This is a genomic window from Sporosarcina sp. P18a (assembly GCF_002743135.1).
Classification (GTDB): domain Bacteria; phylum Bacillota; class Bacilli; order Bacillales_A; family Planococcaceae; genus Sporosarcina.
Map to the genome: position 1 here is coordinate 440,994 of NZ_PDYQ01000001.1, position 26,862 is coordinate 467,855.

Here is a 26,862-nt window from a genome sequence, read left to right on the forward strand (position 1 = left end):
CAACAGTCTCGTCTTTTTTTACGTTCATTTTGATATGGTGGAAGAAAACTAGTGGAGTGATGGAATGAATTTCCGCAGGACGTATTCAAAGAACATTGTGATTCGGGCGTTAGTGCAAGGGATAGCGATCGGCTTGGTCGCAGTACTAGTGATCGGGCTAACGATATCGACTACGGGAGAGAAAAAGGACAAGGCGAATGAGACGGTAGCGACGACTGGGCCGAAGACAGACGAGCAGGAAGGAGCAGCGGAGGGTGGAGATACTATGTTCGTCAAGCAGCATGGTGTGTTTTCCAGTCAGGAGGCAGCGACGGATTTTGTGGCGGACAATCCGAGTCTCGCAAGTACGGCTATCGTGCCAGCTGGGGGGCAGTTCTACGTCTGGGGAGCGGTCTGGCTGAAAGAGAGTGATGTAATTTTGAAGGAAGGCGAAGATGCATTCAAGAAGAGAATTACAGTCGCACCGGGCACTTGCAAGTCTGCAGATGCCGGCGAGGTGAAAAAAGCGTTGTTTGCTGAGGATCTATCGAAAATTGAATTGTCTAAAGCTGCAAAAGACACGAAAAAAGGTGGATACTTTGCGAAGAAAATGACCGCCATTACTGCATTTACAAAGGATTCCTCTGTCGCGAGACTGCATCTGTTGGCGCATTATTCAAATCAAGACCCGTGCTTCAAAATTCAATTTTGATCCAATATACGGGGGAGAATTGAATTTTGCCCTTTTTTCAAATCGCGTGGAATAGCGTACACTAGGAAAAAGGGGGTTGTTCCAATGAAATTTAGTAGTGTAAAACCTATCGTGCTCGCATCGTCTTCGCCAAGACGTAAAGAACTATTACAGCTTGCAGGAATTGATTTTATCGTGAGACCGAGTGATGTAGACGAGAATTTGCCGTTTACACCGGAAGAGCCATATGAGTATGCGGTTCGTCTGTCTGAGCAAAAGGCGCTTGCGGTAGTTGAATCAGAAGAAGAAATCATCATTGCGGCAGATACGATTGTAGTGAAAGATGGCAAAGTGTTCCCAAAGCCAGAAGATGACGCGCAAGCCATTGATTTCTTGATGGAGCTTTCTGGAGAGCTACATGAAGTGATTACAGGTGTGACGATCCTTGCGAAGGGGAAGACGATACAGTTTGCTGGTTTGTCTCAAGTGAAATTTAGGAAACTGGATGAAGAACTCGTTCGTGCCTATGTGAAATCAGGAGATGCTTCAGATAAAGCTGGTGCGTACGGCATCCAAACGCAAGGGATGCTGTTTGTGGAAAATATGGTAGGCGATTATCAAAACATCGTAGGGTTGCCGATCAGTGATTTAGTCAACCGTATGCGTCAAGAAGGGTTGCTGACTTTAGAAGGTGGTGCGTAATGCCGCTTGATTTAGCCCCGCAAATGATGATCCGTGATGTGCATATCGCGGATAGGCCCCGTGAGCGTTTGATACGAGAAGGGGCGGACAGTTTATCCAACCAAGAGCTGATGGCAATTCTGTTGCGCTCTGGCTCACGCTCAGAGTCTGTACTGGTACTTGCCAACCGCGTCTTGTCGACGATTGACCGTTTGGCAGATTTGAAAGAGCTGACAGTGGATGAGATGACGAAGATTAAAGGAATTGGTGAAGCCAAGGCGGTGCAGTTATTAGCCGCAGCAGAACTCGGCAAGCGATTGTACCGGGCAGCCCCGCACGAACGCTATAAGATTCGTTCACCAGAAGATGCCGCGAATTATTTAATGACGGATATGTCGTCGTTGAACCAGGAACATTTCGTGGTGTTATTTTTAAATGTAAAAAATGAAGTGTTACATAAGCAGACGATTTTCATTGGCAGTTTGAATTCTTCCATAGTACATCCGCGTGAAGTGTTCCGTGAAGCTTTTAAACGGTCGGCCGCATCGATGATTATTTCGCATAATCATCCGAGTGGCGACACGACACCTTCGAGGGAAGACATCGAAGTGACGAAACGACTGATGGAAGCGGGTCAGATCATGGGCGTGGATGTGCTCGATCATATCATTATCGGTGATCAGAAATTCATCAGTTTAAAAGACAAAGGGTACATCTAAAAGCGTGAAAATTGTCGCGCGAAAGTAGAGAGACTGGGAAATCAGTCTCTTTTTCGATGTTTTTTGCAAACTGGCCGGGTGACACTGTAAATTAAGTTACCTTTCCGTTATAATGTGGTGTATGCTTTTAAGAATACCGATGATGGTTTTATAGAAAGGGAGAATTGACTTGTTTGGTTTCAGATCAAGAAACGTAGGAATTGACTTGGGGACAGCCAATACTCTAGTTTTTATTAAGGATAAAGGTATTGTGCTAAGGGAACCTTCTGTCGTGGCGAAAAATACGACGACCGGTGAAATCGTAGAGGTAGGCAGTAAAGCCCATGCCATGATCGGACGTACACCGAGTTCAGTCGTGGCAATTCGCCCGATGCGAGAAGGAGTTATTGCAGATTTTGAAACAACAACTGCCATGATTCGTCATTATTTAAAAGAAGCGCTAAAATCAGCAGGAACTTCATGGACGAAACCGACCGTTATGGTTTGTGTGCCATATGGTATTACATCCGTTGAGCAACGCGCAGTGATCGATGCTGCACGTCAAGCGGGTGCGAAAGAAGCGTATACGATCGAAGAACCTTTTGCGGCCGCAATTGGTGCGGATTTGCCAGTTTGGGAACCAACAGGCAGTATGGTCGTCGATATAGGCGGAGGTACGACAGAAGTGGCCATCATTTCTCTAGGCGGCATCGTGACGAGTACTTCGATCCGTGTTGGTGGAGATTCTATGGATTCTGCTATCATAACGTATATCCGTAAAGAATATAAATTGATGATTGGTGAACGCACTGCCGAAAACATCAAAATGCAAATTGGTTCGGCATTTGATTTAGATAAGACGGAGAAAATGGACATCCACGGTCGTGACTTATTGACAGGTTTACCGAAAACGATGGAAATTAATTCGCAAGAGATCACGAAAGCGTTGCGTGAGCCGATGGATTTGATTATTGAAGGTATGAGAAAGACGCTGGAGCAGACACCACCTGAATTGGCGTCAGACGTCATGGAACGTGGAATTGTCTTAACAGGTGGCGGTTCATTACTTCGTAACCTCGATAAAGCCATTTCCGAAGAAACAAAAATGCCAGCATTCGTAGCGGAAGATACGTTAGACTGCGTAGTCATTGGAACAGGTAAAGCGTTGGATAATTTAGAAATCATTAAGAAAATTCAATCATAATATTAATTGGAGGAGATGTAGGCAATGCCGCGTTTTTTTTCCAATAAACGATTAATCATTTTATTAGTAGGAGTAATCGTCCTTGTGGCATTAATTGCATTTTCACTTCGCGACCGAAATCATGCAAATGTACCGGAACAAGCAGTGAAGGATGTCGTAGGTTTCGGGCAGTCGCTCGTTACGAAACCAGCCCACTTTGTGACGGGACTGATTGAAAATATTGATACGATGCTTAATACATACGAAGAAAACAAACGATTAAAAAAGCGTCTGGAAACGTATGCCGCCATGCAAGCGGAGTTGGTGGATGTTAAAGCGAATAATGTGAAGCTGCGTGGAATCATTGATAAGCAAGAAGATCTGCGCGCATTTGAGCCGATACAAGCCACGGTGATTTCACGCAATCCTGATCAATGGGAAGAGAAGATCATTATCGACAAAGGAACGACAGCTGGAGTGGACGTCAATATGGCGGTCATGACGGCGCAAGGTCTGATCGGTAAAGTCATTTTGTCGACTCCATTCACGTCAACAGTCGAATTGATTTCAACGGAAAACAGCGATTTCCGTGTGGCGGCTATGGTAGTTGGCGAAGAAGAAATGTTTGGTTTAATCGAAGGATACGATCGGACTTCGGGACAATTGATCATGAAGAGGCTAGATTCGAGCTTCAATGTAAAAAAAGGGATGCAAGTGATATCTTCAGGGCTTGGAGGAATCTTCCCTAAAGGCATTTTAATAGGGGAAGTAACCGAAGTTTCCACGGACGACTACGGACTGACGAAACTGGCCTATATAAAACCGGCAGCAACTTTCTCACAACTAGATCATGTGATGATCGCAAAGCGTTCCATGACGGTTGTCGATGGGACTGACGGAGGCAACTCCGCAACGACTAAAGGAGACGATGAGTCATGATCCGTTTCATCATTCCTTTAATTGCACTCCTATTATTTTTCCTAGAACCTATCTTCAGTCTGTTTTCACCGATTGAAATTAACGGTAATTTATATGTCACGGTCCCTAGGTTCCTAATTGTCTATTTAATTTTCATTGCGACGTATTATACAAGCAAGCGAGCGATTATTTACGGATTTGTCCTTGGACTGTTGTATGATATGTATCATATTGATATTATTGGATTATACACTTTCATGTATCCACTGATTTGTTATGTTGCGGCGTTAGTAATTCGACAAATTGAGCGTCATACCGTGACGGTTATGGTATTATCAGTAGTAATGATTGTGTTACTGGAATTGTTGTCGTACTTTTTTGCTAGTGTGATTGCGTTAACGTCCATTGATTTCGGCGAATTCTTTACGAGTCGACTCGTTCCGACAATGATTGCGAATTCATTATTTATCGTGATGTTCGGCTATATGTTCCAACAGATTACAGAGAAAAGATTTTTTCAAAAACAAGCAGGTTTTTAAGTATTGTGAGGTGATGTAGGTGACGAAATCACAGTTGATAACGATAAAAGGAACAAAAGACGGCTTAGTATTACGATTGGATGACCATTGCGCATTTACCGAATTGCTAAGTGAGTTGAAAGAAAAAGTGCAGAGCAGCGTACTTGAAGGTGTGTCTGAAGTACAGTTGCATCTGGGGCATCGTTATTGTGACGAGAAAGACATGAACAAGATTCAATCGGTCATTCATACTTCCCCTCATTTGCGAGTTTCGAAGGTACATAGTGACGTCATTTCGTTAAAAGAGTGTGAGAGAAAGTTGATCGAGAAGCAGTCCGAAACCTATATAGGAATCGTTCGATCGGGTCAGGTCGTAAAGGCTGAAGGCGATTTGGTCATTATCGGTGATGTGAATCAGAGTGCGCAAGTCATTGCGGGCGGCAGTATTTATGTACTGGGTCGTGTCAAAGGCATTGCACATGCGGGAGCACAAGGCAATAAAGACGCAGTCATTGCTGCATCTTGGCTGGAGGCGACGCATCTGAAAATTGCGGATAAGATCGAAATCATGACCGACGAATTGACGATTCTTTCTGAGCAACCTGAAATGGAATGTGCGTATCTTCAAAAGAATGGGCAGATTGCGATAGACCGTCTTCAGGAGCTCCGATATTTACGTCCGGACCTTGCTACATTTAAGGGAGGTATATAATTTGGGAGAAGCAATTGTCATTACTTCTGGTAAAGGTGGCGTTGGAAAAACCACAACGTCAGCCAATCTTGGTACCGCTCTTGCGTTACAAGGGAAAAAAGTGTGTTTAGTCGATACAGATATCGGTCTGCGTAACTTGGACGTAATTCTTGGCCTGGAAAACCGGATCATTTATGATTTGGTCGATGTGGTGGAAGAGCGTTGTAAAGTACATCAGGCCCTCGTGAAAGATAAGCGCTTCGAGGATCGATTGTTCTTGCTGCCAGCAGCACAGACGACCGATAAGAGTGCCGTGAATCCGGAACAAATGAAGAAGCTCGTTTTAGAATTAAAACAAGATTATGATTATGTCTTAATTGACTGCCCAGCAGGTATTGAGCAAGGATTCAAAAATGCGATTTCTGGTGCGGACCGCGCGATTGTCGTGACGACTCCAGAGATTTCTGCTGTACGTGACGCAGACCGTATTATTGGACTGCTTGAAGCAGAAGAAGAACTTGAGCCGCCGAAATTGATTATCAACCGCATTAGAAGTGGTATGATGGAAAGCGGCGAAACGTTGGATGTCAATGAAATCACGACGCATTTATCTATTGATTTATTAGGTATCGTAATGGATGATCAAAACGTTATTTCTGCTTCAAATAAAGGCGAACCTGTCGTGATGGACCCGACAAACCCAGCTGCAATCGGTTATCGAAACATTGCACGACGCATCTTAGGTGAGTCTGTGCCATTGATGACGATGGAGAAAAGCAAAGCAGGATTCTTCGGCAAGATCAAGAATATGTTCAGCAAATAATACAATCTCAAAACTCAGTGCCTTTTCTGGTGCTGAGTTTTTTTCATTCGTCATTTAATTCTACTTCTTTTCATACACTGCAGGTAAGGGAGGGGACGTGATGAAATGGAAAACAAAATGGATCATGGCCATTGTGCTGTTGGTATCTGTTGTGGGTTTATCAAAACTAGAAGAACGTCAGCTAATCAATATACCCATTACGCAATATGTGACGACAGGGAAAGATTTTGTGGTGATGAAGAAGTGGGTTTCTTCCTTGATATCAGAAGATGAAGTCATCACGGTATCAGGGAATTCGACATTTAATCCATTAAAGACGTACGAATCGTTCCAACCCTATCAAGACGGAGCTATTATCTCGTATACGCAACCTATGTCGATTACTTCACAAGGAAGCGGACTAGTCGTCTTTACAGGCTATACCAGGCAGTCAGGAAAGACGGTGACTGTTCAGTACGATAACGGTGATGAAGTAACGTATGGGTTTGTAGGCTCGTTCTCAACGCTTCCATACACAGCTGTGAGACTTGGGGATGAGATTGCGGTAATGGCCGAGGAAGCGGTATATATCCGCGTGAAACGTAATGGGATACCGCTGGAGCCTACCGTGCTGGCAACGTATATGTCGGGCGGCCAGCAATGAAGTATCGTATTCATCCGGTATTGTTGCCGATTTTTTTATTTTTCATGATTGTCGGTGGTGTGTCATTGTATGCGATGCTCTTATTCTCTTTACTTTTTCATGAACTTGGACACGTTTTGGCCGCACGACACGTCGGAATGAAAATTAGGAGTTGTACCATCTTACCGTATGGAGGGGAGTTACAATTTGTTAATCGGCAGTTGGCAAATAAACAGCAACGGCTGATCGTGGCGCTAGGTGGGCCTGTCGCGACAGCCGTTTTATTAGTACTTGGCATATGTTTGACATTCCCGGGGGATACGCAGTTTTTAAGGATTCAGATGATCTTGCTAAGCGTGAACTTATTACCCATTCTGCCACTTGATGGTGGACAAGTAGTGTCTATTTTGCTAGAGACGGAAGCAACGAAATACACCACTCGCTCAAATTTCCTACTGTATTCTATCGTCGTGTCTGCATCGCTTTGTGCATTTTTAATTGCGTACTTGCCCGATAGTTTGCCACTCGTAATAATCACCTCTTTTTTAGCAGTGCAAAACATTATTTCCTATCGTTTTAGAAGGTATGAGCGAGTCTTTGAACAGCTCACTAAAAAAGAAACTTCCTTCTTTTAAAAGATTCTAGGAAGAATGCTTGACCTGCTCTTTTCTATGTGATAATATTTTACTGTTATTGATTGTAGCACCCGTGCTACAACCGCACTAAACAGGTTCAAGTATTCGTAGGTTGAATCACCTGTCAAGGCGAGTCTGTATAATTAGAGGAGGTGCAAGTATGTACGCAATTATTGAAACTGGTGGAAAACAAATCAAAGTTGAAGCAGGCCAAGAGATCTTCATTGAGAAGATTGCTGGTGAAGCTGATGAAGTGGTAACTTTTGACAAGGTGCTAATGGTGGGCGGAGATGATGTTAAAGTCGGAGCTCCATTCGTAGAAGGCGCAACTGTAACAGGTAAGGTTGTCAAGCAAGGCCGCGCAAAGAAAATTGTTGTTTTCAAATATAAGGCGAAGAAAAACTATCGCAAAAAACAAGGACACCGTCAGCCATACACGAAAATCGTTATTGACGGAATCAATCTATAATCCGGCATGATACATGTCAGAATTATAAAAGAGCCTTCTGGGCGCATCTCAGTTTTTGAGATGGATGGTCATGCAAACTTTGCTGAACACGGACAAGATCTAGTTTGTGCTGGTGCTTCTGCCGTATCATTTGGTGCGGTAAATGCTATTATGCAGTTGACTTCGATTGAACCCGATGTGGATCAAGGTGCGGATGGTGGATACTTACGTGTGGCGTTTCCAGTAACGGAACAAGATGCGCAAGTTCAGCTACTCCTGCAAGCAATGATTATTTCTTTACAAACGATTGAATTAGACTATGCAGATTATATAAAATTATCCTTTGAAAAGTAGGAGGTGGCAGCTATGTTACGTTTAGATCTTCAGTTTTTCGCATCGAAAAAAGGTGTAGGTTCTACTAAGAACGGTCGTGATTCACATTCGAAACGTCTTGGTGCTAAGCGCGCAGATGGACAAATCGTTTCCGGTGGATCAATCCTTTATCGCCAGCGTGGAACTAAAATTCACCCAGGTGAAAACGTTGGACGCGGTGGAGATGATACTCTATTCGCAAAAATCGATGGCGTCGTTCGTTTTGAACGTCTTGGCCGCGACAAAAAGAAAGTCAGTGTCTACCCAGCAGCAACGCAAGAAGCTTAATTGGATAGCATGACAATGTGAAAAAGGACTGCACTTGTTGCAGTCCTTTTTCTTATGTCAAGATTATCGGTATGAGCGGATGGCAGGAAAGTATAAGCGCTTGGCCCATTTAAATGATGATTGGACATACATTTCATGCAATTTGTCCCTCAATAAAGATTTTTTTAGTGATTTGCGCGCGAAAATGCTATACTAAGAAGTACGAAAACAGCTGGTGGTGAAAATATGGGGAAGAATGAGCTAAATGTGTCGCAGGCAGTGAGATATAGTCGACACGATCACATGAATGATCTGCAATTGATCCTCATGAATATTGATATGGGGAAATATACAGAAGCGCGAAACTGTATACTTGAGAAAACGGCGGACATGCAGCGACAAGCATTGCTTCAGAGATTAGACATGCCTCTTACCGAGGAGTGGATCACGACACTTGGGTGGCGATATCCGGTTCTAAAGGTGCAACTGTATTGTGATATTACTGAAAAAATTGATTCAAGTGTAATTGACCAATTGTTGGTCGAATACTTGGAACAAGTCGTGCTGGCTGTGGAAGCGCAAATCCAGCGTTATGCAGATTGTCCCGTGACGATTGAAGTCACAACGGAAACTGCATCTTGGAGTATACAACTGACATTTACCGAGCTGTACGCAAAGCAACTAGACATCCCAGAACATTCATCTCAGCTTACGGTCGAAGTCCTCGGTGAACCGAATCAATGGACGTTTACCATCAGTGGACAATTAGGAGGATTATAAATTATGTTTGTGGATCACGTGAAAGTATTTGTAAAAGGTGGCGACGGTGGCGATGGAATGGTTTCGTTCCGTCGTGAAAAATATATAGCCAATGGTGGACCATCCGGTGGGGATGGTGGGAAAGGCGCAGACGTCATCTTTGTCGTGGATGAAGGGCTGCGTACGTTAATGGATTTCCGTTATCAGCGTCACTTTAAAGCGGATCGTGGAGAACACGGTCAAAGTAAGAATATGCACGGTCGTAGCGGTAAGCATATGATCGTTAAAGTTCCGCCTGGCACAGTCGTCAAAGACGCGGAAACTGAAACGATTATTGCAGATTTGGTTGAACATGGCCAGCAAGCAGTCATCGCGCGCGGTGGGCGTGGAGGACGCGGAAACAGCCGTTTCGTTACGCCGCAGAACACAGCGCCAGAGCTTTCTGAAAAAGGTGAGCCAGGTGTTAGTAGGGATATCATCCTTGAATTAAAAGTTCTCGCTGACGTGGGTCTTGTCGGATTCCCAAGTGTTGGGAAATCGACGTTACTATCAGTCGTTTCCTCAGCGAAGCCGAAAATCGCGGATTATCACTTTACCACATTAGTTCCTAATCTCGGAATGATTGAAACCGATGATCACCGTACATTCGTCATGGCGGATTTACCAGGGTTGATTGAAGGGGCACATGAAGGAGTTGGACTTGGACATCAGTTCTTACGTCACATCGAACGTACACGTGTTATCGTGCATGTTATCGATATGTCGGGACTTGAGGGCCGTGAGCCGTTCGAAGACTATCAGACGATCAATAAAGAACTGGAACAGTACAATATGCGATTGACTGAACGTCCACAGATAATTGTGGCGAATAAAATGGATATGCCAGATGCACAAGAAAATCTAGAGGTATTTAAAGAGGCACTTGGTGATGAAGAGATTCAAGTGTTCCCGATTTCCGCATTGACAAGAACAGGTTTAGATCCATTACTGTATGCTATTTTAGACCTACTTGAAACCACACCGGAATTCCCTATGTTGACAGATGCGGATGAGGAAACAAGCAATTCTGTATTGTATAAACACGAATCAACTGGACCTGATTTCATTATTTCGCGTGACGATGATGGAGCGTTTATGTTGTCTGGTTATACGTTGGAGCGCTTGTTCCAGATGACCGATTTCAACTTCGATCAATCAGTTCGCAAGTTCTCTCGTCAGATGCGTGGTATGGGAATCGACGAAGCATTGCGTGAACGTGGTGCGAAAAACGGCGATATCGTACGTATCATGAGTTACGAATTCGAGTTCTTGGAGTAAGGTCGAAATGGCTCGTTTTGGGGGGAGCGAAATGGAACAAATCGGGGAAGGCCAGTTTTATTTAGTGCGCGAAGATGTATTGACCGAGTCGATGCAGAAAATGCTCGAAGCTAAACGAATGATGGCAAGGGGCGAAGTGACAACGATCCAAGAAGCAACTAAACGGGTTGGTCTGTCACGAAGTGCTTTCTATAAATATCGTGATGCCGTGTTCCCGTTCGAATCGATTGCACGGGACCGGATTTTGACGATTTTTATTCAACTGGAAGATTTAAAGGGTTCTTTAGCTGTGCTTTTGGAAGTCGTCTCAGAGGCGAAATGTAATGTATTGACGATCCACCAGACGATTCCTGTCCAGGGGCGCGCCAATATTACATTATCGCTGGATGTGACGGAAATGGAAATTAAAGTAGAAGCATTTTTACAGCGACTCAAAGCACCTCGATTTATTGATTCCGTTGACTTAATTAGTTCAGGGGTTTTCTGACCTCTTAAATCAGTGGGGAGATGAAAGAATGATGACCGAAAAGAAGTATGTACCTTCCGTTGCGTTTTTGGGACCAGAAGCATCCTTCACCCATATTGCAGCGTCCGATTTATTCGGCATGGAAGGCTTAACACCACGTCCGACGATTCCGGATTGTATAGAGGCAGTGACAGAAGGACATGTCGCGTATGCGGTTGTTCCATTGGAGAATGCACTCGAAGGTTCTGTACCGTTGACGATTGATTATTTATTCAATAGTGAAGAGTTGTTTATTACAGCTGAAATTTCCATGCCGATTGAACAGCATATGTTAGTGAATAAATCGCAGAAGGATCATTTGGATGAATTGGATTCGATTCAGTCTCATCCGCATGCGTTGGCACAATGTCATAAGTTTTTGCAGTATCGTTACCGCAGGATTCCGTTGATTCAAACGACGTCTACTGCAGCGGCAGCAAAATCTATTTCTGAGCAGCCAGAACTGCGTGTTGCAGCAATTGGCAACCGTTTGGCGGCAGAAACGTACGGTTTACATATAGCAGAAGAGAATATTCATGACTTCCACTTCAACCATACTCGTTTCGTCGTGTTGTCGTTGCGTAAGGAAAAGATGGAGCATTCGAAGCATGCTTCTTCATCTAAGACGACATTGATGGTGAAGTTGCCTGAAGACGACCGTCCAGGGATGCTACATCAAATTCTGTCGGTGTTCTCGTGGCGTCGGTTGAACTTAAGCAAGATCGAGTCACGACCGTTGAAGACGGGTCTCGGTCATTATTTCTTTATTATTGATATTAATGAGTCAGAAGAGCATCCGATGATGAAAGGCGCGATGGAAGAGCTGGCTGCACTCGGTTGTACAGCGCGTTCTTTAGGTACGTATTATGTCTATGAGTCTGGGGAGTTTGTTTCTTGAGATAGGATAGATCGACAATCTCTTGCAATGTGACTAGACAATACCTACCGACATTCATTGTAGGTTGACTTGTGGTAGATAACTTTACTAGAATTGCCCTTGAACTTAACTAAGTTCAAGGGCTTTACTAATTCATACATTCTCGTAAATAAGAGATATATGTCCATCCACTATAAACGTAGGATTGAAGCGGAAGCACGGGCCGCGCCCTCCAGAAAGCGTCCCCCAGCTGGAGTGGAAATCCCATGCCCTATCTTCCTACCTTACTATTAGAACGGACTTAATTCGCAACCATCCTCTATTACCGAGGATGGTTTTTTATTTGGAATAAACAAGTCCCTGATGAATATACATAACAAGAGAGGAGGCCTACACATATTGTCACAAAAGTAGGCGTCCGTTCATACGATGGATTGATGGAAGGGGGAATTGTTAGTGGAAGTTCATATTGTCGTCAAGGGTGATACATTATGGAAGATCGCAAGACAATACGGTATACCGTTCGAGGAATTGAAACGGGTGAATGCGCACCTGGCGAATCCTGACTATATCGTTCCCGGCATGAAAATATTTTTGCCGATGGATAAGAAAAAACCTCATCATAAAGGTGATCACACGAAACCGCATGAAAAACCACACCATGAAAAGCCACACCATGAAAAACCTCATGAGAAACCACACCATGAAAAGCCTCATGAGAAGCCGCATCACCAAGCACCGATGAAGCCGCCACACCAGGAGAAGCCTTCTAAGCCGGCGCCTCCACAAACGAAACCACCGAAGCATCACGTGCCGCCGCTTCCACAAGCGCCACAGATGCCACCGATGCAGCAGAAGCCATTGCCACAAGTACCGCCAATGCAACAACAGCCGGCACCGCCACCACCGCCGATGCCGCAACAGCAGGCTCCACCGGCGGTGCCTCATATGCCGATGCCGCCAAGTATGCCGGCTCCACCGATGTGGCAAGCGGTATTCCCGATTTGCGGATGGATGCCAATTTTTGATGCAGACTGCCATCCTCATATGCCTCAACAGCCGATGCCGCCGATGCAGCCTATGCTACCGATGCCACCGCCAATACAGGCGCCAATCAAACCGATGCCGCCAAAAGAGTCACCGGAGTGGTGTGAAGAGTCATCTCATCACCATAAACCAGTGCCCGCACCTATGCCAGATGGCTGGCAGTTGATCGAATCGAGTTCATTACAGATGAGACCGATGCCTCAACCAATACCACAACCGGAGTCGCCTGAGATGCAACCAATGCCGCAACCGGAGTCGCCTGAGATGCAACCGATGCCGCCTAAAGCAGATGTACCGCCATCATGGTGTCCGTCAAATCAGCCACATTGCTCACCAAATTGGCCGGTTCAACCTCAATGGTCTACACAACCGGAATGCATACCGGCGATGCAGTGGATGCCGTATCCGCATATGATGCCGATGCCAATGCCAATGCCTCCGATGTGGCAACAACCTCCAGGTTATCAGGGTGATTGTGGGTGTAATACACCTCCACATCAACCGATGCCAATACAGGAGGACTGGCACCGAAACCAGTAACCGCGTATGGCAGACAATCAACGATTTACCAAAATCAAAAAGAATGTCTGGAAAATGGAATCCGGCGGAGCGGTGTATTCTGTAAAAAAGTATGCATCACTTGCTCAAGCTGTGAAAGTTCGGCAAGTTCATCAATTACTTAGTGCACAACATTTTCCATATATCTTGCCGATTGTCGATAAATCGGATCCACTGTTGATCATGCAGCCGTGGCTGGAAAATGCGAAAGCGGTCAACTTTAAGCGCAGAATTGACCGTATTGATTCGTTCCGTGCACTGCAAGCATTACATGATACGAAATATACGATTGATTGGCAATCGATTTCCTGTCTACCGCATTATCATATGATTGAAAAGTGGGAAGTCCGGCTTGCGCGGTTTGAAGAGTTGCGGGAAATGTGTGGAGCGTTTCTCGCTTCTACAACGATTGACCAGTTGTTAAAGTACGGACAGGATGCGTTGCACATAGCTAAGAAAGAACCGCCTCCTGTACATTCCTTGACGCTGCTGCATGGTGATGTCGTACATCATAATATTTTGCGTGACTCGAACGGGAATATCCGCTTTATCGATTTTGATTTAGCGTGTCTTGGAACGGAAGAGGATGAACGTGTGTTGTGGATGCATCGTGTGTTGCCACAGATTTCCTATAATCCGACTTTTTTGATGGGTGAGCATCCGGCGCTGCAAACTTTATCAAACCAGTCTCTTGCGAAGCTATTATATCCGAATGAAGTACTTCGCGAATGGTTACATCTGTTGTCGTTGCCATTAGCGCAACAGCAACGGATGGCTAGCAAACTTCTGCATTTCACGGATACCGCGCTCTCACATTGGCCGAGATTATGGTATGATATAGAGCGAATGATGAAGTAGGAGGTTTGATCCATGGCAGGCCATTCCAAGTGGAAGAATATCCAAAATAGAAAAGGCGCACAGGATGCAAAACGAGGAAAGATCTTTCAGAAGATGTCGCGTGAAATTTACGTGGCAGCAAAATCTGGCGGAGATGATCCAGACACGAATCCAGCTTTACGTCTAGCAATCGATAAATCAAAGAGTGCGAATGTCCCGAATGATGTTATTCAGCGGGCAATTGATAAAGCAACAGGTTCAGGTGCGGATGAAAACTATGAAGAAGTAATCTATGAAGGATACGGACCGGGCGGTGTTGCCGTCCTCGTATATACCTTGACAGAAAACCGCAATCGTACGGGACCCAATATGCGCGTGGCATTTAATAAAAATGGCGGTAGTTTAGGAGAGACTGGCTCCGTCAACTATTTATTTGAACGCAAAGGCCGTCTGTTCATCGAACGTACGCAAGAAACGGACGAGGACGCAGTCATGCTGGCGGCTTTGGAAGCAGGGGCTGAAGATGTTATTTCGACAGAAGACGGATTTGAAATTCTGACGGAACCTTCTGAATTCCTGCATGTAAAAGAAGCGCTTGAAGCGGATGATTTGGTATTTATTTCAGCAGAAGTAGATATGGTTCCGTCCGTTTATGCGGATTTGAGCGAAGAGCAGCAAGAACAGTTTATGCAAATGATTGATGCGTTAGAAGATGACGATGATGTCCAGAACGTCTATTCTAATGCATCGGATGAGTAAGGAATGTTAGCCCGTCAACAACTTGTAAGTAAAGTTGTTGACGGGCTTTTTGTTATTCACAATGACAATGGGGTTCATTATCACTCGAGTTAATTGCTTCTGAATGGACTGCAAGATGAATGTGTAGAGATTCGGAAAAAATAATAACCCCTCACTTTCATACTGCCAAGTGAGGGGTTATGTTATAGCTATTATGCTTTGACGCTAGATGCTTTTGGTTGCGTTAAGAGACCGCCGTTTTCTTTTAAGTATTTATCAATACCTTCAGCTGCACGGTATGCAAGCGCACCGATTGTTGGTGTAGGGTGATGACTACCAAAGTGAGGTAGAGCAGATCCGCCAACGACGAATAAGTTTTCCATTTCCCACAGTTGCAAGTAGTTATTTACCGCAGACGTTTCTGGATCTTCACCCATAGCTACGCCGCCAATATAGTGCATACCGAAGTAAGTGTGGTCAAATTGGTCTGGTAATTCGTCCTTATCAATAATATCCGCACCCATCGCTTCAACGATTTCAGCACATTTTTCGATACCGAATTTCGCGATGTTCTTATCTTGGTCTGTTAGTTTGTTTGTAATACGTAATAATGGATCTCCGAACTCATCTTTATAAGTAGGGTCTAAGTCCATAAAGTTGTGCCACCAAGGCATAACAGCTGCCGAGTACCACACCGTTAATGTGCGGAAAGCATAGAAGAGTGATTTCTCTTTAAATTCTTCACCCCATGTTGGTGTGCCTTTAGGAACAAAGTTATTCTTAATTGCCGCATCTCCGTATTGCCGAAGTTCGATTCCGCCACCGTGAATGAAGTCTAAATTAGTGTGGTCAAATAGGTCAGCGTCATAATCGCTTAAAGCGCCACCTAATCCACCAGCACCCATGTAGTAGTTGAATTTTTTCTCGTTAAAGAATCCTGTAGCGCCTAGGAAAGTACTGTTGAATTGACCCGTAAAGTTACGGCCGATTGTTCCTTTTCTAGTCTCAGGGTTATAGATTTCACCGATATCCGATAACATCAGTAAGCGGTTATTTGAGAAAGTGAATGCCGCAAGAACGACAACATCAGCTGGTTGTTCGAATTCTTGACCAGTTCTTGTATCCGTATATAAAACGCCCGTCGCTTTACCATCTTTATGTATAACTCTTCGGACAAGGGAATTGGTTCTGATTTCACAGTTACCTGTTTTCCGAGCAGTCGGAATAACGGTTGCTAGAGGATCCGATTTTGAACCGAAGTCACAGCCGTACATCGTACAGAATGAACAGAACATACATTGGTTCAATGTTTCACCGTCAGGATTCGTATAAGTTTGCGACATGTTTCCAGAAGCCATTTGATACGGGTGTAAGCCGAGTTCTTTTGCCGATTCTTTAAATAGTTTAATCGCAGGTGAAGCTAACATTGGTGGGTTTGGATACTCATTTGATCTCTTGTCGCCAAGTGGATCTGGTTCTCCTGAAATCCCCGCCGTTTGTTCCCATTTAGCGTAATACGGCTCTAGTTCATCATACGTAATTCCCCAGTCACGGATTTGCATCCCTTCTGGAATTTTACCTTCTCCATAACGTTCAATTGTTTTCGAACGAATTTCAAAGTCATAAGAACGCCAGCGGTATACGGAACCCGCCCAGTGCATACTTCCGCCTCCAAGATCCGTCCCCGTATTCATGTCTTTTTGCAAGCGTACAGGTAATGCAGCATCGCCTATTGAAACACGAGACGTAATCGTATCGCCTGTTAATTTTTCAATCATTTCATATCTATTTGAATAACGTAGTTCATCTTTAACACCTATAAAATCTGAACGTGTTTGATCTTTACCGCGTTCCAACATTACGACTTGATAGCCTGCTTTGGAAAGTTCAGCTGAAACGATACCGCCAGCCCAACCACTACCAACGACTACAACGTCTACTTTTTCTAATTTTTTAGCCATTTATGCGTCCTCCTCAATTAAAGCCCTTGGTAGTTACGTAAACTTGAAGGCTCCATTACAATAAACTCTTCTTCTTCAATTTTATCTAAAAAGCTCATGATTGGCCCAGGGTATTCTTTCATCCTCCAAGCTTCCATATTACGATTTCCGCCGTAAACAGGATCTGCATAGACGCCTTCGATAGTTGTCTGACGTAACAGGTTAAAGAAGTCTGAGGAATCTACACCACTGAACTTCACTTCACCTTTTTCAAACATGTGTAAAATTTCATCTTGCTGTTCAGGTTCAAGATTGACAAATCGATCGCCAAATTTATCTTGTGAAGTTTTCTCCATTGCGGTAAGCCCCTCAAGGAAAAATGTGCCTCTCGTCATTTTAGTTTGATAGTTAGCCGTTCCAGCAGGTACTTTCACGACGGAAGACGATGTGATGACTTCGTTATTTGGTCGTTTTTCTTCTTTATATCCGTCAGTTTTTATGACCGTTGGGAAAGGACCGTGCATATAATCATCCGCATTTCTTCCCCAGTTGCTCGCACATTGACGATCAATGAAGTACGGCACACCTAGTTCAATTGCACCCATTCCATTTTTATTCTCTGGATAGATTCTTTCAGTTGCAGCAGATAGCAACGCAAAGTCTTCATTTCGACTGAAAAACGTACGTGCATCAAACGAGACTGGTTTGTCTGCTTGTGGTGTCTTTTCATCCTTCGTTCCTTTTTGGAACTGATTCGTTATCAAGCCACCAAAAAGAGAGCCACCTAAAAGTCCACCAGCGACAAGACCGCCACTCTTCAAAAACTTTCTTCGACTTAAATCTTGAGTATCTTGATTGGAATTTTTATTATTCGTCATAGTTTAGTTCCTCCTTCACATTTGTCATTAAATGTGGCGACATTTGCCGAGGCAAGTGTAATCGCACCGTCTTCTTACTTTATTGACTCAGACTTTTCTAATTCAGTTTTCTTGTCTTTGTCGTCTTCTTCTAAAATGTCATTTGTTGCCTTTTTAAATTCTGCTAACGTCTTCCCGACAGCGGAACCAATTTCCGGCAATTTTCGCGGTCCGAATAAAATTAAGATAATTACTAATATAATTATTAATCCTGGTACACCGATGGACGCCAAACTCATCTAACTCCCTCCCTTTAATAGTAGTTTTACATATTTATAATGTATGGGTAGAGCTCTGGCTAGTTTGCTAAATTCGTAAAGGAATTCTGGCCCTCATATATGATAGTGTTATTCGACAAAAAATGCAAAGTAATTTTACAAAGCATTATACGTATCTTTATTGTATGAATACATGAAATAGTCTGCATAAGTAATTTACTATGAATACCTTGAGATACTCATAGAAGTAGAAGTAAGGCAGCTTTGAAGTTGGCGAATGACATATCTTGCCTAATTGTAAATCTAAGATAAATTAATAAAAAAACCAAATAGTGGGAAAATGATAGGTGTCACATGTGATGAATGGTTGCCATATAAAATAGTACTTCTTTCATTCAATTGAAGCTTTTACTAGATTTAATACAAATATAGAATGGCGATAGGACATAGAAAAGAAGAAAACGTAGCTAATTCAAAGAGAGGAATAGTCTATGTAGAAGAGGGTTTGGAGTTGGTAGATCCTAGCGGTTTGCGAAGTTGACTGGATTGGTGAATAGTATAGGTCCAAGCGAAATCATTTTGCTGTCAACTAAACTACCTAATACGTCTTCATTCCACAGCGAATGAAGACGTATTAGGTAGTGGCTTGCATGTGTACGAATCAATTAAAGATGTCAAGAAATTCTTTTGGTTACTTTTTACTATTTACGCACTTCCAATGTCTCCAACATTTGTTCGAATCGTGCACCATGGCCTTCTTGTGCTTCAAGGAAATAGTTCTCTTTAATAAGCAATGTGCCTCCCTTTACTTCTATTATATAGATCGTAACAACTTCACTATCAGATTTTTCCCCTGCAGTCCCGTGCAATGAAAGTGCGTGTACCGGTGCAGAAATAGTCTGTTCTTCAAGAGGCATTCTGTATTCTTGTTTCACATCTTCCTTTACACTTTCTGGTGTTTGATCTTCGAGGTATAGAAATGTCATATGTACCTCAGGATAATCAGTAGGCATCTTGGCAATCGGGGTGAGTTTATCCTCTTTCTCACTGGTCTCAAACGTATAACGCTCGGGATCGATATATAACGAATACAGTGCACCGCTACCTTCGACGAGGTGCATGGTGATAGTGGAGTCTTCACCTTCGACAGATAGTACAACATCCTTCGTCGGTTCACGTTCTGGCAATGATGTAGGAACATCAGCTGTTTCTTCGATCACCGTATCATCGGACGGCTTCACTTCATGAGTAGGTTTTTTAGTTTCTGAATTGCAGCCGACTAGTAGGAGCGACAGAGCAAAGCTTACGTAAATAGTTTTTCGCATAGAGCTTCCTCCTTTAAGATGGGGCGTGGCACTTCTTTATATGTATACGTTTACATGGTGATCAAGGTTTCAACAGCTAAGCAAATCATTAGAAATAAAAATAAGCAAGCGCTATGATAAAGTCTGCAGAGATTAAACACAAGGGAGATTTTCATCATGACAATTAAAGTCAAAGCGGTAATCGGAAGTACAAGTTCTACTTCATACAATTTAAAATTAGTGAAATTCATGGCCGAGCGTTATAAAGAGGAATTGGAAATTACACCGGTTCTCATCAACGACTTAGAAATGTTCTCTATAGATATTGAGAGCGAACCAACTGTAGCCGTACAAACATTCAAAGATGACGTGAAAGATTCAGACGCAGTGATGTTCGCGACACCGGAATATAACTTCTCTATTCCAGGCGCAATGAAAAACGCATTGGATTGGTTGTCACGTGGCGGCGACTTTACGTTACACGGCAAAACAGGTTTTATTGTTGGGTCATCAATGGGAGTTTTCGGTTCAGTGAGAGCACAGATCCACTTACGCGAAATTCTTTCTAACCCAGCACTAGCGCCAAACTTATTGCCAGGTAATGAAGTATATATCGGTGCTGTTCATACAAAAATGGATGAAGAAGGAAATATCACGGATGAAGCCACGATTGCATACCTTGATACTGTCGTACAGAACTTCATCGCATTCCATAAGAAACAACAAGCAATCGCTCACGCATGAGTAGGATGAATGGACACGAATTTTATGTGTCCATTTTTTTATGCTGGATTCTAGAGGTTGAACAAGTAGAAAACCCGTTCGTATGCTATAATAGCAGGTATACTTTAGGGGGAGAATAATTTGTACGATTACATAAAAGGCCATGTAACACGCGTGACACCTGAATATGTTGTGCTGGAGCAATCGGGAATCGGTTGGCAAGTTATGACACCGAATCCATTTGCGTTCCACATAACCGACGAGGTGCAGCAAGTGTTCACGTATTTGCATGTGCGTGAAGATACGCAGTTATTGATCGGCTTCAAGACGCTGGAACAACGTGAACTGTTCCGTAAACTGATTACCGTCTCGGGAATCGGTCCTAAAGGCGCGCTCGCAATTCTTGCAAACGGCTTGCCTTCTCAAGTAGTGAGTGCGATTGAGCGTGAAGATGAAGCGTTCCTCGTGCAATTTCCGGGTGTCGGCAAGAAGACAGCGCGTCAGATGATTTTGGATTTAAAAGGCAAACTGCATGATTTATTTACGGAAATTGATTTGCCGGATTCAGAAGACACATTGCTAACGCTTGCGGAAAGTGATGAGCTCGATGAAGCGATGCTTGCGTTGACTGCACTTGGTTATTCTGATCGTGAACTGAAGAAAGTGAAGCCGAAACTCGAGAAAGAAGAACTCGATACGGAAGGCTATATGCGAATGGCGTTAAAATTATTATTGAAACAAGGCTAATACGATGGAGGTGGTTCCAATGGATGAACGCATACTGACGAATGAAGTGACGGATTTTGATGAAGGCTTTGAACAATCATTACGCCCGCAATTATTGCAACAATATATCGGTCAGCAGCAGGCGAAAGATAACTTATCCATCTTTATCGAGGCGGCAAAAAAACGGGAAGAATGTTTGGATCATGTGTTGCTGTATGGTCCTCCTGGGCTTGGAAAGACAACGCTCGCTACGGTCATCGGCAATGAAATGGGTGTCAATGTCCGCATGACGAGTGGCCCTGCAATTGAACGTCCGGGTGACTTGGCGGCAGTGGTATCTTCATTGGAGCCGGGTGACGTGTTGTTTATCGATGAAATCCACCGGCTGAACCGGGCCATTGAAGAAGTGTTGTATCCAGCGATGGAAGATTTTTGTCTAGACATCATGGTTGGGAAAGGTCCGACAGCGCGTTCTGTGCGACTGGATTTGCCGCCGTTTACATTAATTGGCGCAACGACGCGTGCGGGGGCATTGTCTGCACCGTTACGTGACCGCTTCGGTGTACCGCTTAGACTAGAGTATTATGAAGTGGAATCATTGACTGAGATCGTGATTCGAAGTGCTAATTTGTTTGACGTGCACATCGATCCGCAAGCAGCTGTAGAACTAGCGAAACGCTCTCGCGGAACGCCGCGTATTGCGAATCGTCTACTGCGAAGAGTGCGCGATTACGCACAAGTGCGCGGTAACGGAATCATTACGCTTTCCATTGCGCAAGAAGCACTTGATATGCTACAAGTAGATCATCATGGACTCGATCAAATCGATCATCAGTTGCTCCATAGCATGATTGAACGGTTCCGTGGCGGTCCGGTCGGTATCGATACTCTCGCAGCGAGTATTGGCGAAGAGTCCGTAACGATCGAAGACGTTTATGAGCCATATTTATTACAAATGGGATTTATTCAACGTACATCAAGGGGGCGGATGGCGACGGAAAAGGCTTACGAGCATTTCGGCTATCCGCTTCCTGAATGACAGATAGGAGTTAGCATGATGGAAGTAGAAGACTTTGATTTTGATTTACCAGAACAGTTAATAGCCCAAACCCCGCTTTTGGATCGCACAGCAAGCCGTTTACTTGTCATGGGACGCGATAACGGTAGCGTGACACATAAGCATTTCCGTGATTTAGTGGATGAACTGGAATCAGGGGATTTGCTAGTGTTGAATGATACAAAAGTATTGCCGGCGCGCTTAATCGGTACGAAAGAAGAAACCGGTGCGACGATTGAAGTGTTATTGTTAAAAGAAACAGGGGATGACCGCTGGGAAACGTTGGTCAAACCTTCAAAACGTATAAAAGTGGGGACGGTCGTGACGTTTGGTGACGGCTTGTTGCAGGCGGAATGTACAGCACTCGGTGAACAAGGTGGGCGCGAGTTCAAATTTAGTTATGACGGCATTTTCTATGAGCTACTTGATCAACTCGGACAGATGCCGTTGCCGCCTTATATTACCGAGACGCTGGAAGATCAGACGCGTTATCAAACGGTTTTTGCAAAAGAGCGCGGCTCTGCAGCAGCACCTACAGCAGGTTTGCATTTCACGGATGAAATCTTAGATGCATTGCGTGAAAAAGGTGTTCAAATCGCTTTCATTACATTGCATGTCGGACTGGGTACATTCCGTCCCGTTAGTGTGGATTCCATTGAAGACCATACGATGCATGCGGAATATTATGTGATGACGGAAGAAACGGCAGCACTGGTTCGAAAGACAAAAGCTAGTGGAGGCAGCGTAGTGGCGGTGGGTACGACGTCTACTCGGACGCTTGAGACAATTGCTTCGGAGAATAATGGAGAAGTAGTCGCAGCAAGCGGCTGGACTTCAATTTTTATTTATCCTGGGTATGAGTTTAAAGCGATTGACGGGTTGGTAACGAATTTCCACTTACCTAAATCTACGTTATTGATGCTGTTGTCGGCATTTGCCGGACGCGATCATGTGATGAATGCATATGAAGAAGCAGTGAAAGAGCAGTATCGCTTTTTCAGTTTTGGGGACGCGATGTTCATCCGCCCTGCTACAAGAAAGGAACGAGATTAATTGGCAGCTATTACGTACGAACATATCAAAACATGTAAACAAACGGGTGCGCGACTTGGAATTGTTCATACGCCACACGGTTCATTTGAAACACCTGCTTTTATGCCAGTCGGAACACAAGCTACGGTCAAAACGATGGCTCCGGAAGAATTGAAAGCAATGGGTGCAGGCATTATTTTAAGTAATACGTATCATTTATGGCTACGTCCAGGTAATGAAATCGTCAAAGAAGCGGGCGGACTACATAAGTTCATGAACTGGGATCGTCCGATTTTGACGGATTCCGGTGGCTTCCAAGTGTTTTCACTTAGTAAATTCCGTGATATTAAAGAAGAAGGCGTTCATTTCCGTAATCATATCAATGGAGATAAGCTGTTTCTAAGTCCGGAAAAAGCGATGGAAATCCAAAATGATCTTGGAGCCGATATTATGATGGCGTTTGACGAATGTCCTCCATTCCCCGCGACGCATGAGTATATGAAAGCAAGTGTCGAGCGTACGTCACGGTGGGCAGAGCGTTGCCTAGAAGCACACGGACGCCCTCATGATCAAGGATTATTCGGTATCGTACAAGGTGGAGAGTTTGAAGACCTACGTAAGCAAAGTGCACGTGATTTAGTATCCATGGATTTTCCAGGCTATGCAATCGGTGGATTGTCTGTCGGAGAGCCAAAAGATATTATGAATAATGTGCTGGATTTCACGACGCCTCTGCTTCCGCAAGATAAGCCTCGGTATTTGATGGGTGTTGGATCACCGGACTCGTTGATCGACGGTGCAATGCGTGGAATCGATATGTTTGACTGTGTCTTGCCGACGCGTATCGCACGTAACGGTACGTTGATGACAAGTGAAGGTCGCGTAGTTGTCAAAAACGCAAAGTACGAAAGAGATTTTGGTCCGCTTGATCCGAACTGTGATTGTTATGCGTGCAAAAACTATAGTCGGGCATATATTCGTCATTTAATTCGTGCGGGTGAAACATTTGGCATACGTTTAACGTCCTACCATAACCTGCACTTTTTGCTGAATTTAATGGAGCAAGTACGCCAGGCTATACGTGAAGATCGCCTCGGTGATTTCCGTGAAGAGTTTTTTGAGCAATACGGCTTTAACAAACCGAATGCAAAAAACTTTTAAATCTTGTATAATAAAAAATGATGTATCAGGAAGGGGGAAGATATATAATGATGGAACAATACGGTGGTATTTTTACACTAGTCATCATGGTAGCTATTATGTGGTTTTTACTCATTCGTCCTGCACAAAAGAGACAAAAGGCAGCGAAAGAGATGCAAACTAGTTTAAAGCGTGGAGACGAAGTAGTGACAATCGGTGGTATTCACGGAACTGTGGATGCAGTAGATGAGACTTCTGTTTTCTTGCGTGTATCTGACACTACAGTTTTGCGTTTTGACAAGCAAGCAGTAGGCAGAGTTGTAACAGCGTCATAAGTAAAAGCGGTTATCTAGTGGTATATCCATAGATTGCCGCTTTTTTGTTTGCGTACGTATAGAAAAAAGATCTGCCGGCACACTAAGTGTGAAGGAGGCAGATATGCTGTGCACGAGTTACTCATCATCGGATTGCGTACGGTATTTTTATATATTTTTCTTCTTGTAACATTGCGTATTATGGGGAAACGAGAAGTCGGTGAATTGGGTGTAATGGATATCGTCGTCTTCATTATTATGGCGGAAGTAGCTGCGATGATTGTGGAATCTCCCGATAAACCGATTATCAAAGGGATCCTTCCTATTCTTCTATTGCTGATCATTCAATATATTTCGTCGATGATTTCTTTAAAAAGTAAAAAGTTTCGAGATCTAGTCGATGGAGATCCTTCGCTGATTATTCGACATGGGGTTATCCAAGAAGAAGAGATGCGTAAACAGCGTTATAATCTCGATGACTTGTTTCAACAATTACGCGAAAATCAAGTCGGTTCGATTCACAATGTAACGTTTGCGTATCTCGAATCTTCCGGAAATTTATCTGTATTCACAAAAGACGGTGACTTGCCGATTGTCGGAATCGTGCTCGACGGTGAAATTCAGCCCGATCATCTGGAGTTGATCGGCAAGACGGAAGAATGGCTGTTGCAAGAGTTGCATGCAAAAAACATCACCGATTTGAGTAGGATTTTCTATTGCTCATATGAACAAGGGCAAATAAGAGTACAATTGAAACGTGATTAATAGCGTTTAACTAAATTTCGTAGCATGACAAAGTCCTGTGTTTTGATTTGTCTTGTCAGCAATAATAAAGCGAACAGGATGCCCGACGTAATGGAGCATTCGATAAATAGATGATGCGAACCGACAGGAATGAAAATCGGGCGGATGATGACGGTTAGCAAGAATACGATATAGGTCATCGCGAACATCGAAAATCCAGTGGCAGTCGATTTGTTTTGACGGAGTGTGGCAATATGCAGGAAAGATGTAACAAGTACACCGAAACCGATTGCGAGAACTGCGCCAGTTTCTTGAAGTCCTGGTTGAGACGCCAAGATGAACATTACCGCAAGTTTTGCAATCCCCCCGTAAACCGAGTTCATCATACCGGCTTTCGCATCGCCCGTCGCTTGTAAAATCGAGTAAAGTGGACTTTGTATATAATAAAAGAAGAAGATCGGTGCAAGCAATGTCATATAGCTGCCGCCATCTACAATGTGGAACAGTTTTTCAGCAAGTGCTTGCCCGTGCATATAAAAAACTGTAGCCGCAAATGCGCCCGTTAAGGCGGATAAACGCAATGCTAAATGAATACGTTCTTGCAACTTTTTGACGTTGCTAGAAGCGGCTGCGCCACTGACCGCTGGAACGAGAACGACAGATAATGCATACGGAATGAATGCGGGAAACAATAAAAGCGGAATAAGTACCCCGGAAATTACTCCATACAAGGATGTTGCGGCTACTGTTCCGACGCCTGCCATAGAGAGAGCGCGTAAAAAGATAATAGGCTCAAGGAACCATGTGAACGTCCCGAATAGACGACTGCCTGACGACGGAAGTGCCACTTCAAGAATGGGCTCCATCGGATATCGCGGTTCTTTTTTTTGTGGCTTCGGTTCTTTCTTTTGCTGCTGACGGTATTTGTACAGAAGATAAAGTACCGATACGACTTCAGCGAGCAATGTCACCGCCATAGCATACGCTGCATTCATCATCGGATCGTCAGGAGCTAGAATGTACGGAAGCATCCATGTGATCAATAAAATCCGGAATATTTGTTCAATGACTTGTGCCCAGGCAGTTTCTTCAATACGGGAAATCCCCTGGAAATATCCTCTGATTAACCCACCAAGTGAAGCGATAGGTACGATGGCGAGGGCTACATATAACGCAGTGGAAGTCGCGCTGTTACCAAGTAAAGTCTCGGCTAGAAAAGGAATGAACAGAATGCATGCGGGAATGAAGACTGCACCGGATAAAATGGTAATAAATGTGGCGGTTCTCATAACTTGTCGTAATTGTACCGTACCACCTTGCGCTTTTATTTCCGCGATGACCTTCGCAATCGCAATGGGTACGCCAAGCTGTACTAAGGAAAGGAAAAAGACGAACGCCGGGTATGCGGTCATATAGATCCCGACAGTTTCTTCTCCTGCAACCCGCATAAATTGAATTCGATAGACGAAGCCGAGTAATTTTGATAAAAACACGGCCGCCATCAAAAAGATCGTCCCCCGAATAAATGATGACACCCTACACCACTCCTTCTGATTTGCCACGTTTTCGGATTTACTATGAAT

The 26,862-nt window shown here is 44.0% G+C and carries 32 protein-coding genes and 1 other annotated feature; of the genes, 27 read left to right on the plus strand and 5 right to left on the minus strand.

Features of this window, described 5'->3' with window-relative positions; all coding sequences use genetic code 11:
- The first annotated feature begins 64 nt into the window (after window positions 1-64).
- The 20 genes from CSV75_RS02230 to CSV75_RS02325 all read left to right on the plus strand — a co-directional run bounded on the left by CSV75_RS02230 (window position 65) and on the right by CSV75_RS02325 (window position 15,185).
- Complete coding sequence (locus CSV75_RS02230) at window positions 65-691, plus strand: hypothetical protein (RefSeq protein WP_099674571.1); 627 nt, start codon at window positions 65-67, stop codon at window positions 689-691.
- An 84-nt stretch (window positions 692-775) separates the two neighbouring features.
- Window positions 776-1,372, plus strand: coding sequence for a Maf family protein (locus tag CSV75_RS02235; RefSeq protein ID WP_099674572.1), 597 nt, complete (start codon window positions 776-778; stop codon window positions 1,370-1,372).
- Entirely contained in the window at window positions 1,372-2,070 is a 699-nt protein-coding gene (gene radC / locus CSV75_RS02240; RefSeq protein WP_099674573.1) for a RadC family protein, read from the plus strand. Before CSV75_RS02235 ends, radC begins: the two co-directional genes overlap by 1 nt.
- A gap of 169 nt (window positions 2,071-2,239) precedes the next feature.
- Entirely contained in the window at window positions 2,240-3,253 is a 1,014-nt protein-coding gene (locus CSV75_RS02245) for a rod shape-determining protein (protein WP_099674574.1), read from the plus strand.
- Window positions 3,254-3,277: 24 nt separating this feature from the next.
- Window positions 3,278-4,171, plus strand: a complete 894-nt coding sequence (gene mreC / locus CSV75_RS02250) for a rod shape-determining protein MreC (RefSeq protein WP_099674575.1) — start codon at window positions 3,278-3,280, stop codon at window positions 4,169-4,171.
- On the plus strand, window positions 4,168-4,689 hold the full coding sequence (gene mreD, locus CSV75_RS02255) for a rod shape-determining protein MreD (RefSeq protein WP_099674576.1): 522 nt from the start codon (window positions 4,168-4,170) through the stop codon (window positions 4,687-4,689). Before mreC ends, mreD begins: the two co-directional genes overlap by 4 nt.
- Window positions 4,690-4,708: 19 nt before the next feature.
- On the plus strand, window positions 4,709-5,380 hold the full coding sequence (gene minC, locus CSV75_RS02260; RefSeq protein ID WP_099674577.1) for a septum site-determining protein MinC: 672 nt from the start codon (window positions 4,709-4,711) through the stop codon (window positions 5,378-5,380).
- Window position 5,381: 1 nt separating this feature from the next.
- Window positions 5,382-6,182: a septum site-determining protein MinD gene (minD, locus tag CSV75_RS02265; RefSeq protein WP_099629818.1), complete on the plus strand. Its 801-nt coding sequence runs from the start codon at window positions 5,382-5,384 to the stop codon at window positions 6,180-6,182.
- 100 nt (window positions 6,183-6,282) lie between these two features.
- Window positions 6,283-6,825 carry a peptidoglycan DD-metalloendopeptidase family protein gene (locus CSV75_RS02270; protein ID WP_099674578.1) on the plus strand — a complete coding sequence of 181 codons (543 nt, stop codon included), beginning with the start codon at window positions 6,283-6,285 and terminating at the stop codon, window positions 6,823-6,825.
- Complete coding sequence (locus tag CSV75_RS02275; protein ID WP_099674579.1) at window positions 6,822-7,439, plus strand: metalloprotease; 618 nt, start codon at window positions 6,822-6,824, stop codon at window positions 7,437-7,439. The genes CSV75_RS02270 and CSV75_RS02275 overlap by 4 nt, the downstream gene beginning before the upstream one ends.
- Window positions 7,440-7,509: 70 nt before the next feature.
- Window positions 7,510-7,586, plus strand: a sequence feature (ribosomal protein L21 leader region).
- Window positions 7,587-7,599: 13 nt separating this feature from the next.
- Window positions 7,600-7,908 carry a 50S ribosomal protein L21 gene (gene rplU, locus CSV75_RS02280; protein ID WP_085131022.1) on the plus strand — a complete coding sequence of 103 codons (309 nt, stop codon included), beginning with the start codon at window positions 7,600-7,602 and terminating at the stop codon, window positions 7,906-7,908.
- A 6-nt stretch (window positions 7,909-7,914) separates the two neighbouring features.
- Window positions 7,915-8,241: a ribosomal-processing cysteine protease Prp gene (locus CSV75_RS02285; protein ID WP_085131021.1), complete on the plus strand. Its 327-nt coding sequence runs from the start codon at window positions 7,915-7,917 to the stop codon at window positions 8,239-8,241.
- Window positions 8,242-8,253: 12 nt separating this feature from the next.
- Complete coding sequence (rpmA, locus tag CSV75_RS02290) at window positions 8,254-8,547, plus strand: 50S ribosomal protein L27 (RefSeq protein WP_083031825.1); 294 nt, start codon at window positions 8,254-8,256, stop codon at window positions 8,545-8,547.
- Between the two features lie 225 nt (window positions 8,548-8,772).
- The gene (locus CSV75_RS02295; protein WP_099674580.1) at window positions 8,773-9,306 is read left to right on the plus strand and encodes a Spo0B domain-containing protein; all 534 of its coding nucleotides are present in this window, start codon (window positions 8,773-8,775) and stop codon (window positions 9,304-9,306) included.
- Window positions 9,307-9,309: 3 nt separating this feature from the next.
- Complete coding sequence (gene obgE, locus CSV75_RS02300) at window positions 9,310-10,602, plus strand: GTPase ObgE (RefSeq protein WP_099674581.1); 1,293 nt, start codon at window positions 9,310-9,312, stop codon at window positions 10,600-10,602.
- 31 nt (window positions 10,603-10,633) lie between these two features.
- The gene (locus CSV75_RS02305) at window positions 10,634-11,089 is read left to right on the plus strand and encodes an ACT domain-containing protein (protein ID WP_029053700.1); all 456 of its coding nucleotides are present in this window, start codon (window positions 10,634-10,636) and stop codon (window positions 11,087-11,089) included.
- Between the two features lie 31 nt (window positions 11,090-11,120).
- Complete coding sequence (gene pheA, locus CSV75_RS02310; protein ID WP_099630009.1) at window positions 11,121-12,005, plus strand: prephenate dehydratase; 885 nt, start codon at window positions 11,121-11,123, stop codon at window positions 12,003-12,005.
- 435 nt (window positions 12,006-12,440) lie between these two features.
- Window positions 12,441-13,571 (plus strand): LysM peptidoglycan-binding domain-containing protein, encoded by a 1,131-nt coding sequence (locus CSV75_RS02315; RefSeq protein WP_158231568.1) that lies wholly within the window; start codon window positions 12,441-12,443, stop codon window positions 13,569-13,571.
- 6 nt (window positions 13,572-13,577) lie between these two features.
- The gene (locus CSV75_RS02320; RefSeq protein ID WP_099674583.1) at window positions 13,578-14,447 is read left to right on the plus strand and encodes a phosphotransferase; all 870 of its coding nucleotides are present in this window, start codon (window positions 13,578-13,580) and stop codon (window positions 14,445-14,447) included.
- A gap of 12 nt (window positions 14,448-14,459) precedes the next feature.
- Window positions 14,460-15,185 (plus strand): YebC/PmpR family DNA-binding transcriptional regulator, encoded by a 726-nt coding sequence (locus CSV75_RS02325; protein ID WP_099674584.1) that lies wholly within the window; start codon window positions 14,460-14,462, stop codon window positions 15,183-15,185.
- Window positions 15,186-15,376: 191 nt separating this feature from the next.
- On the opposite strand, the gene CSV75_RS02330 is transcribed toward CSV75_RS02325, so the two are convergent.
- The 4 genes from CSV75_RS02330 to CSV75_RS02345 form a co-directional block, all read right to left on the minus strand.
- Complete coding sequence (locus tag CSV75_RS02330; protein ID WP_099674585.1) at window positions 15,377-17,125, minus strand: GMC family oxidoreductase; 1,749 nt, start codon at window positions 17,123-17,125, stop codon at window positions 15,377-15,379.
- 17 nt (window positions 17,126-17,142) lie between these two features.
- The gene (locus CSV75_RS02335) at window positions 17,143-17,982 is read right to left on the minus strand and encodes a gluconate 2-dehydrogenase subunit 3 family protein (protein ID WP_099674586.1); all 840 of its coding nucleotides are present in this window, start codon (window positions 17,980-17,982) and stop codon (window positions 17,143-17,145) included.
- A 74-nt stretch (window positions 17,983-18,056) separates the two neighbouring features.
- Complete coding sequence (gene tatA, locus CSV75_RS02340; protein ID WP_099629827.1) at window positions 18,057-18,260, minus strand: twin-arginine translocase TatA/TatE family subunit; 204 nt, start codon at window positions 18,258-18,260, stop codon at window positions 18,057-18,059.
- 680 nt (window positions 18,261-18,940) lie between these two features.
- Complete coding sequence (locus CSV75_RS02345; protein WP_099674587.1) at window positions 18,941-19,564, minus strand: hypothetical protein; 624 nt, start codon at window positions 19,562-19,564, stop codon at window positions 18,941-18,943.
- Window positions 19,565-19,720: 156 nt separating this feature from the next.
- Here CSV75_RS02345 and CSV75_RS02350 point away from each other — a divergent pair, with 156 nt between their 5' ends.
- The 7 genes from CSV75_RS02350 (at window position 19,721) to CSV75_RS02380 (ending at window position 25,300) form a co-directional block, all read left to right on the plus strand.
- Window positions 19,721-20,287, plus strand: coding sequence for an NADPH-dependent FMN reductase (locus tag CSV75_RS02350; RefSeq protein ID WP_099674588.1), 567 nt, complete (start codon window positions 19,721-19,723; stop codon window positions 20,285-20,287).
- Window positions 20,288-20,407: 120 nt separating this feature from the next.
- Window positions 20,408-21,013, plus strand: coding sequence for a Holliday junction branch migration protein RuvA (ruvA, locus tag CSV75_RS02355; RefSeq protein ID WP_099674589.1), 606 nt, complete (start codon window positions 20,408-20,410; stop codon window positions 21,011-21,013).
- Window positions 21,014-21,032: 19 nt separating this feature from the next.
- A complete protein-coding gene (gene ruvB / locus CSV75_RS02360; RefSeq protein ID WP_099629831.1) occupies window positions 21,033-22,031 on the plus strand; it encodes a Holliday junction branch migration DNA helicase RuvB in 999 nt (332 codons plus the stop codon).
- Between the two features lie 18 nt (window positions 22,032-22,049).
- Window positions 22,050-23,102, plus strand: a complete 1,053-nt coding sequence (gene queA, locus CSV75_RS02365; RefSeq protein ID WP_144034759.1) for a tRNA preQ1(34) S-adenosylmethionine ribosyltransferase-isomerase QueA — start codon at window positions 22,050-22,052, stop codon at window positions 23,100-23,102.
- The gene (gene tgt / locus CSV75_RS02370; protein ID WP_099674591.1) at window positions 23,103-24,242 is read left to right on the plus strand and encodes a tRNA guanosine(34) transglycosylase Tgt; all 1,140 of its coding nucleotides are present in this window, start codon (window positions 23,103-23,105) and stop codon (window positions 24,240-24,242) included.
- A 50-nt stretch (window positions 24,243-24,292) separates the two neighbouring features.
- The gene (gene yajC / locus CSV75_RS02375; RefSeq protein WP_099630010.1) at window positions 24,293-24,556 is read left to right on the plus strand and encodes a preprotein translocase subunit YajC; all 264 of its coding nucleotides are present in this window, start codon (window positions 24,293-24,295) and stop codon (window positions 24,554-24,556) included.
- Between the two features lie 108 nt (window positions 24,557-24,664).
- The gene (locus CSV75_RS02380) at window positions 24,665-25,300 is read left to right on the plus strand and encodes a DUF421 domain-containing protein (RefSeq protein ID WP_099674592.1); all 636 of its coding nucleotides are present in this window, start codon (window positions 24,665-24,667) and stop codon (window positions 25,298-25,300) included.
- Here CSV75_RS02380 and CSV75_RS02385 read toward each other — a convergent pair.
- On the minus strand, window positions 25,297-26,814 hold the full coding sequence (locus CSV75_RS02385) for a putative polysaccharide biosynthesis protein (protein WP_099674593.1): 1,518 nt from the start codon (window positions 26,812-26,814) through the stop codon (window positions 25,297-25,299). The genes CSV75_RS02380 and CSV75_RS02385 overlap by 4 nt on opposite strands.
- Between the last annotated feature and the right edge of the window lie 48 nt (window positions 26,815-26,862).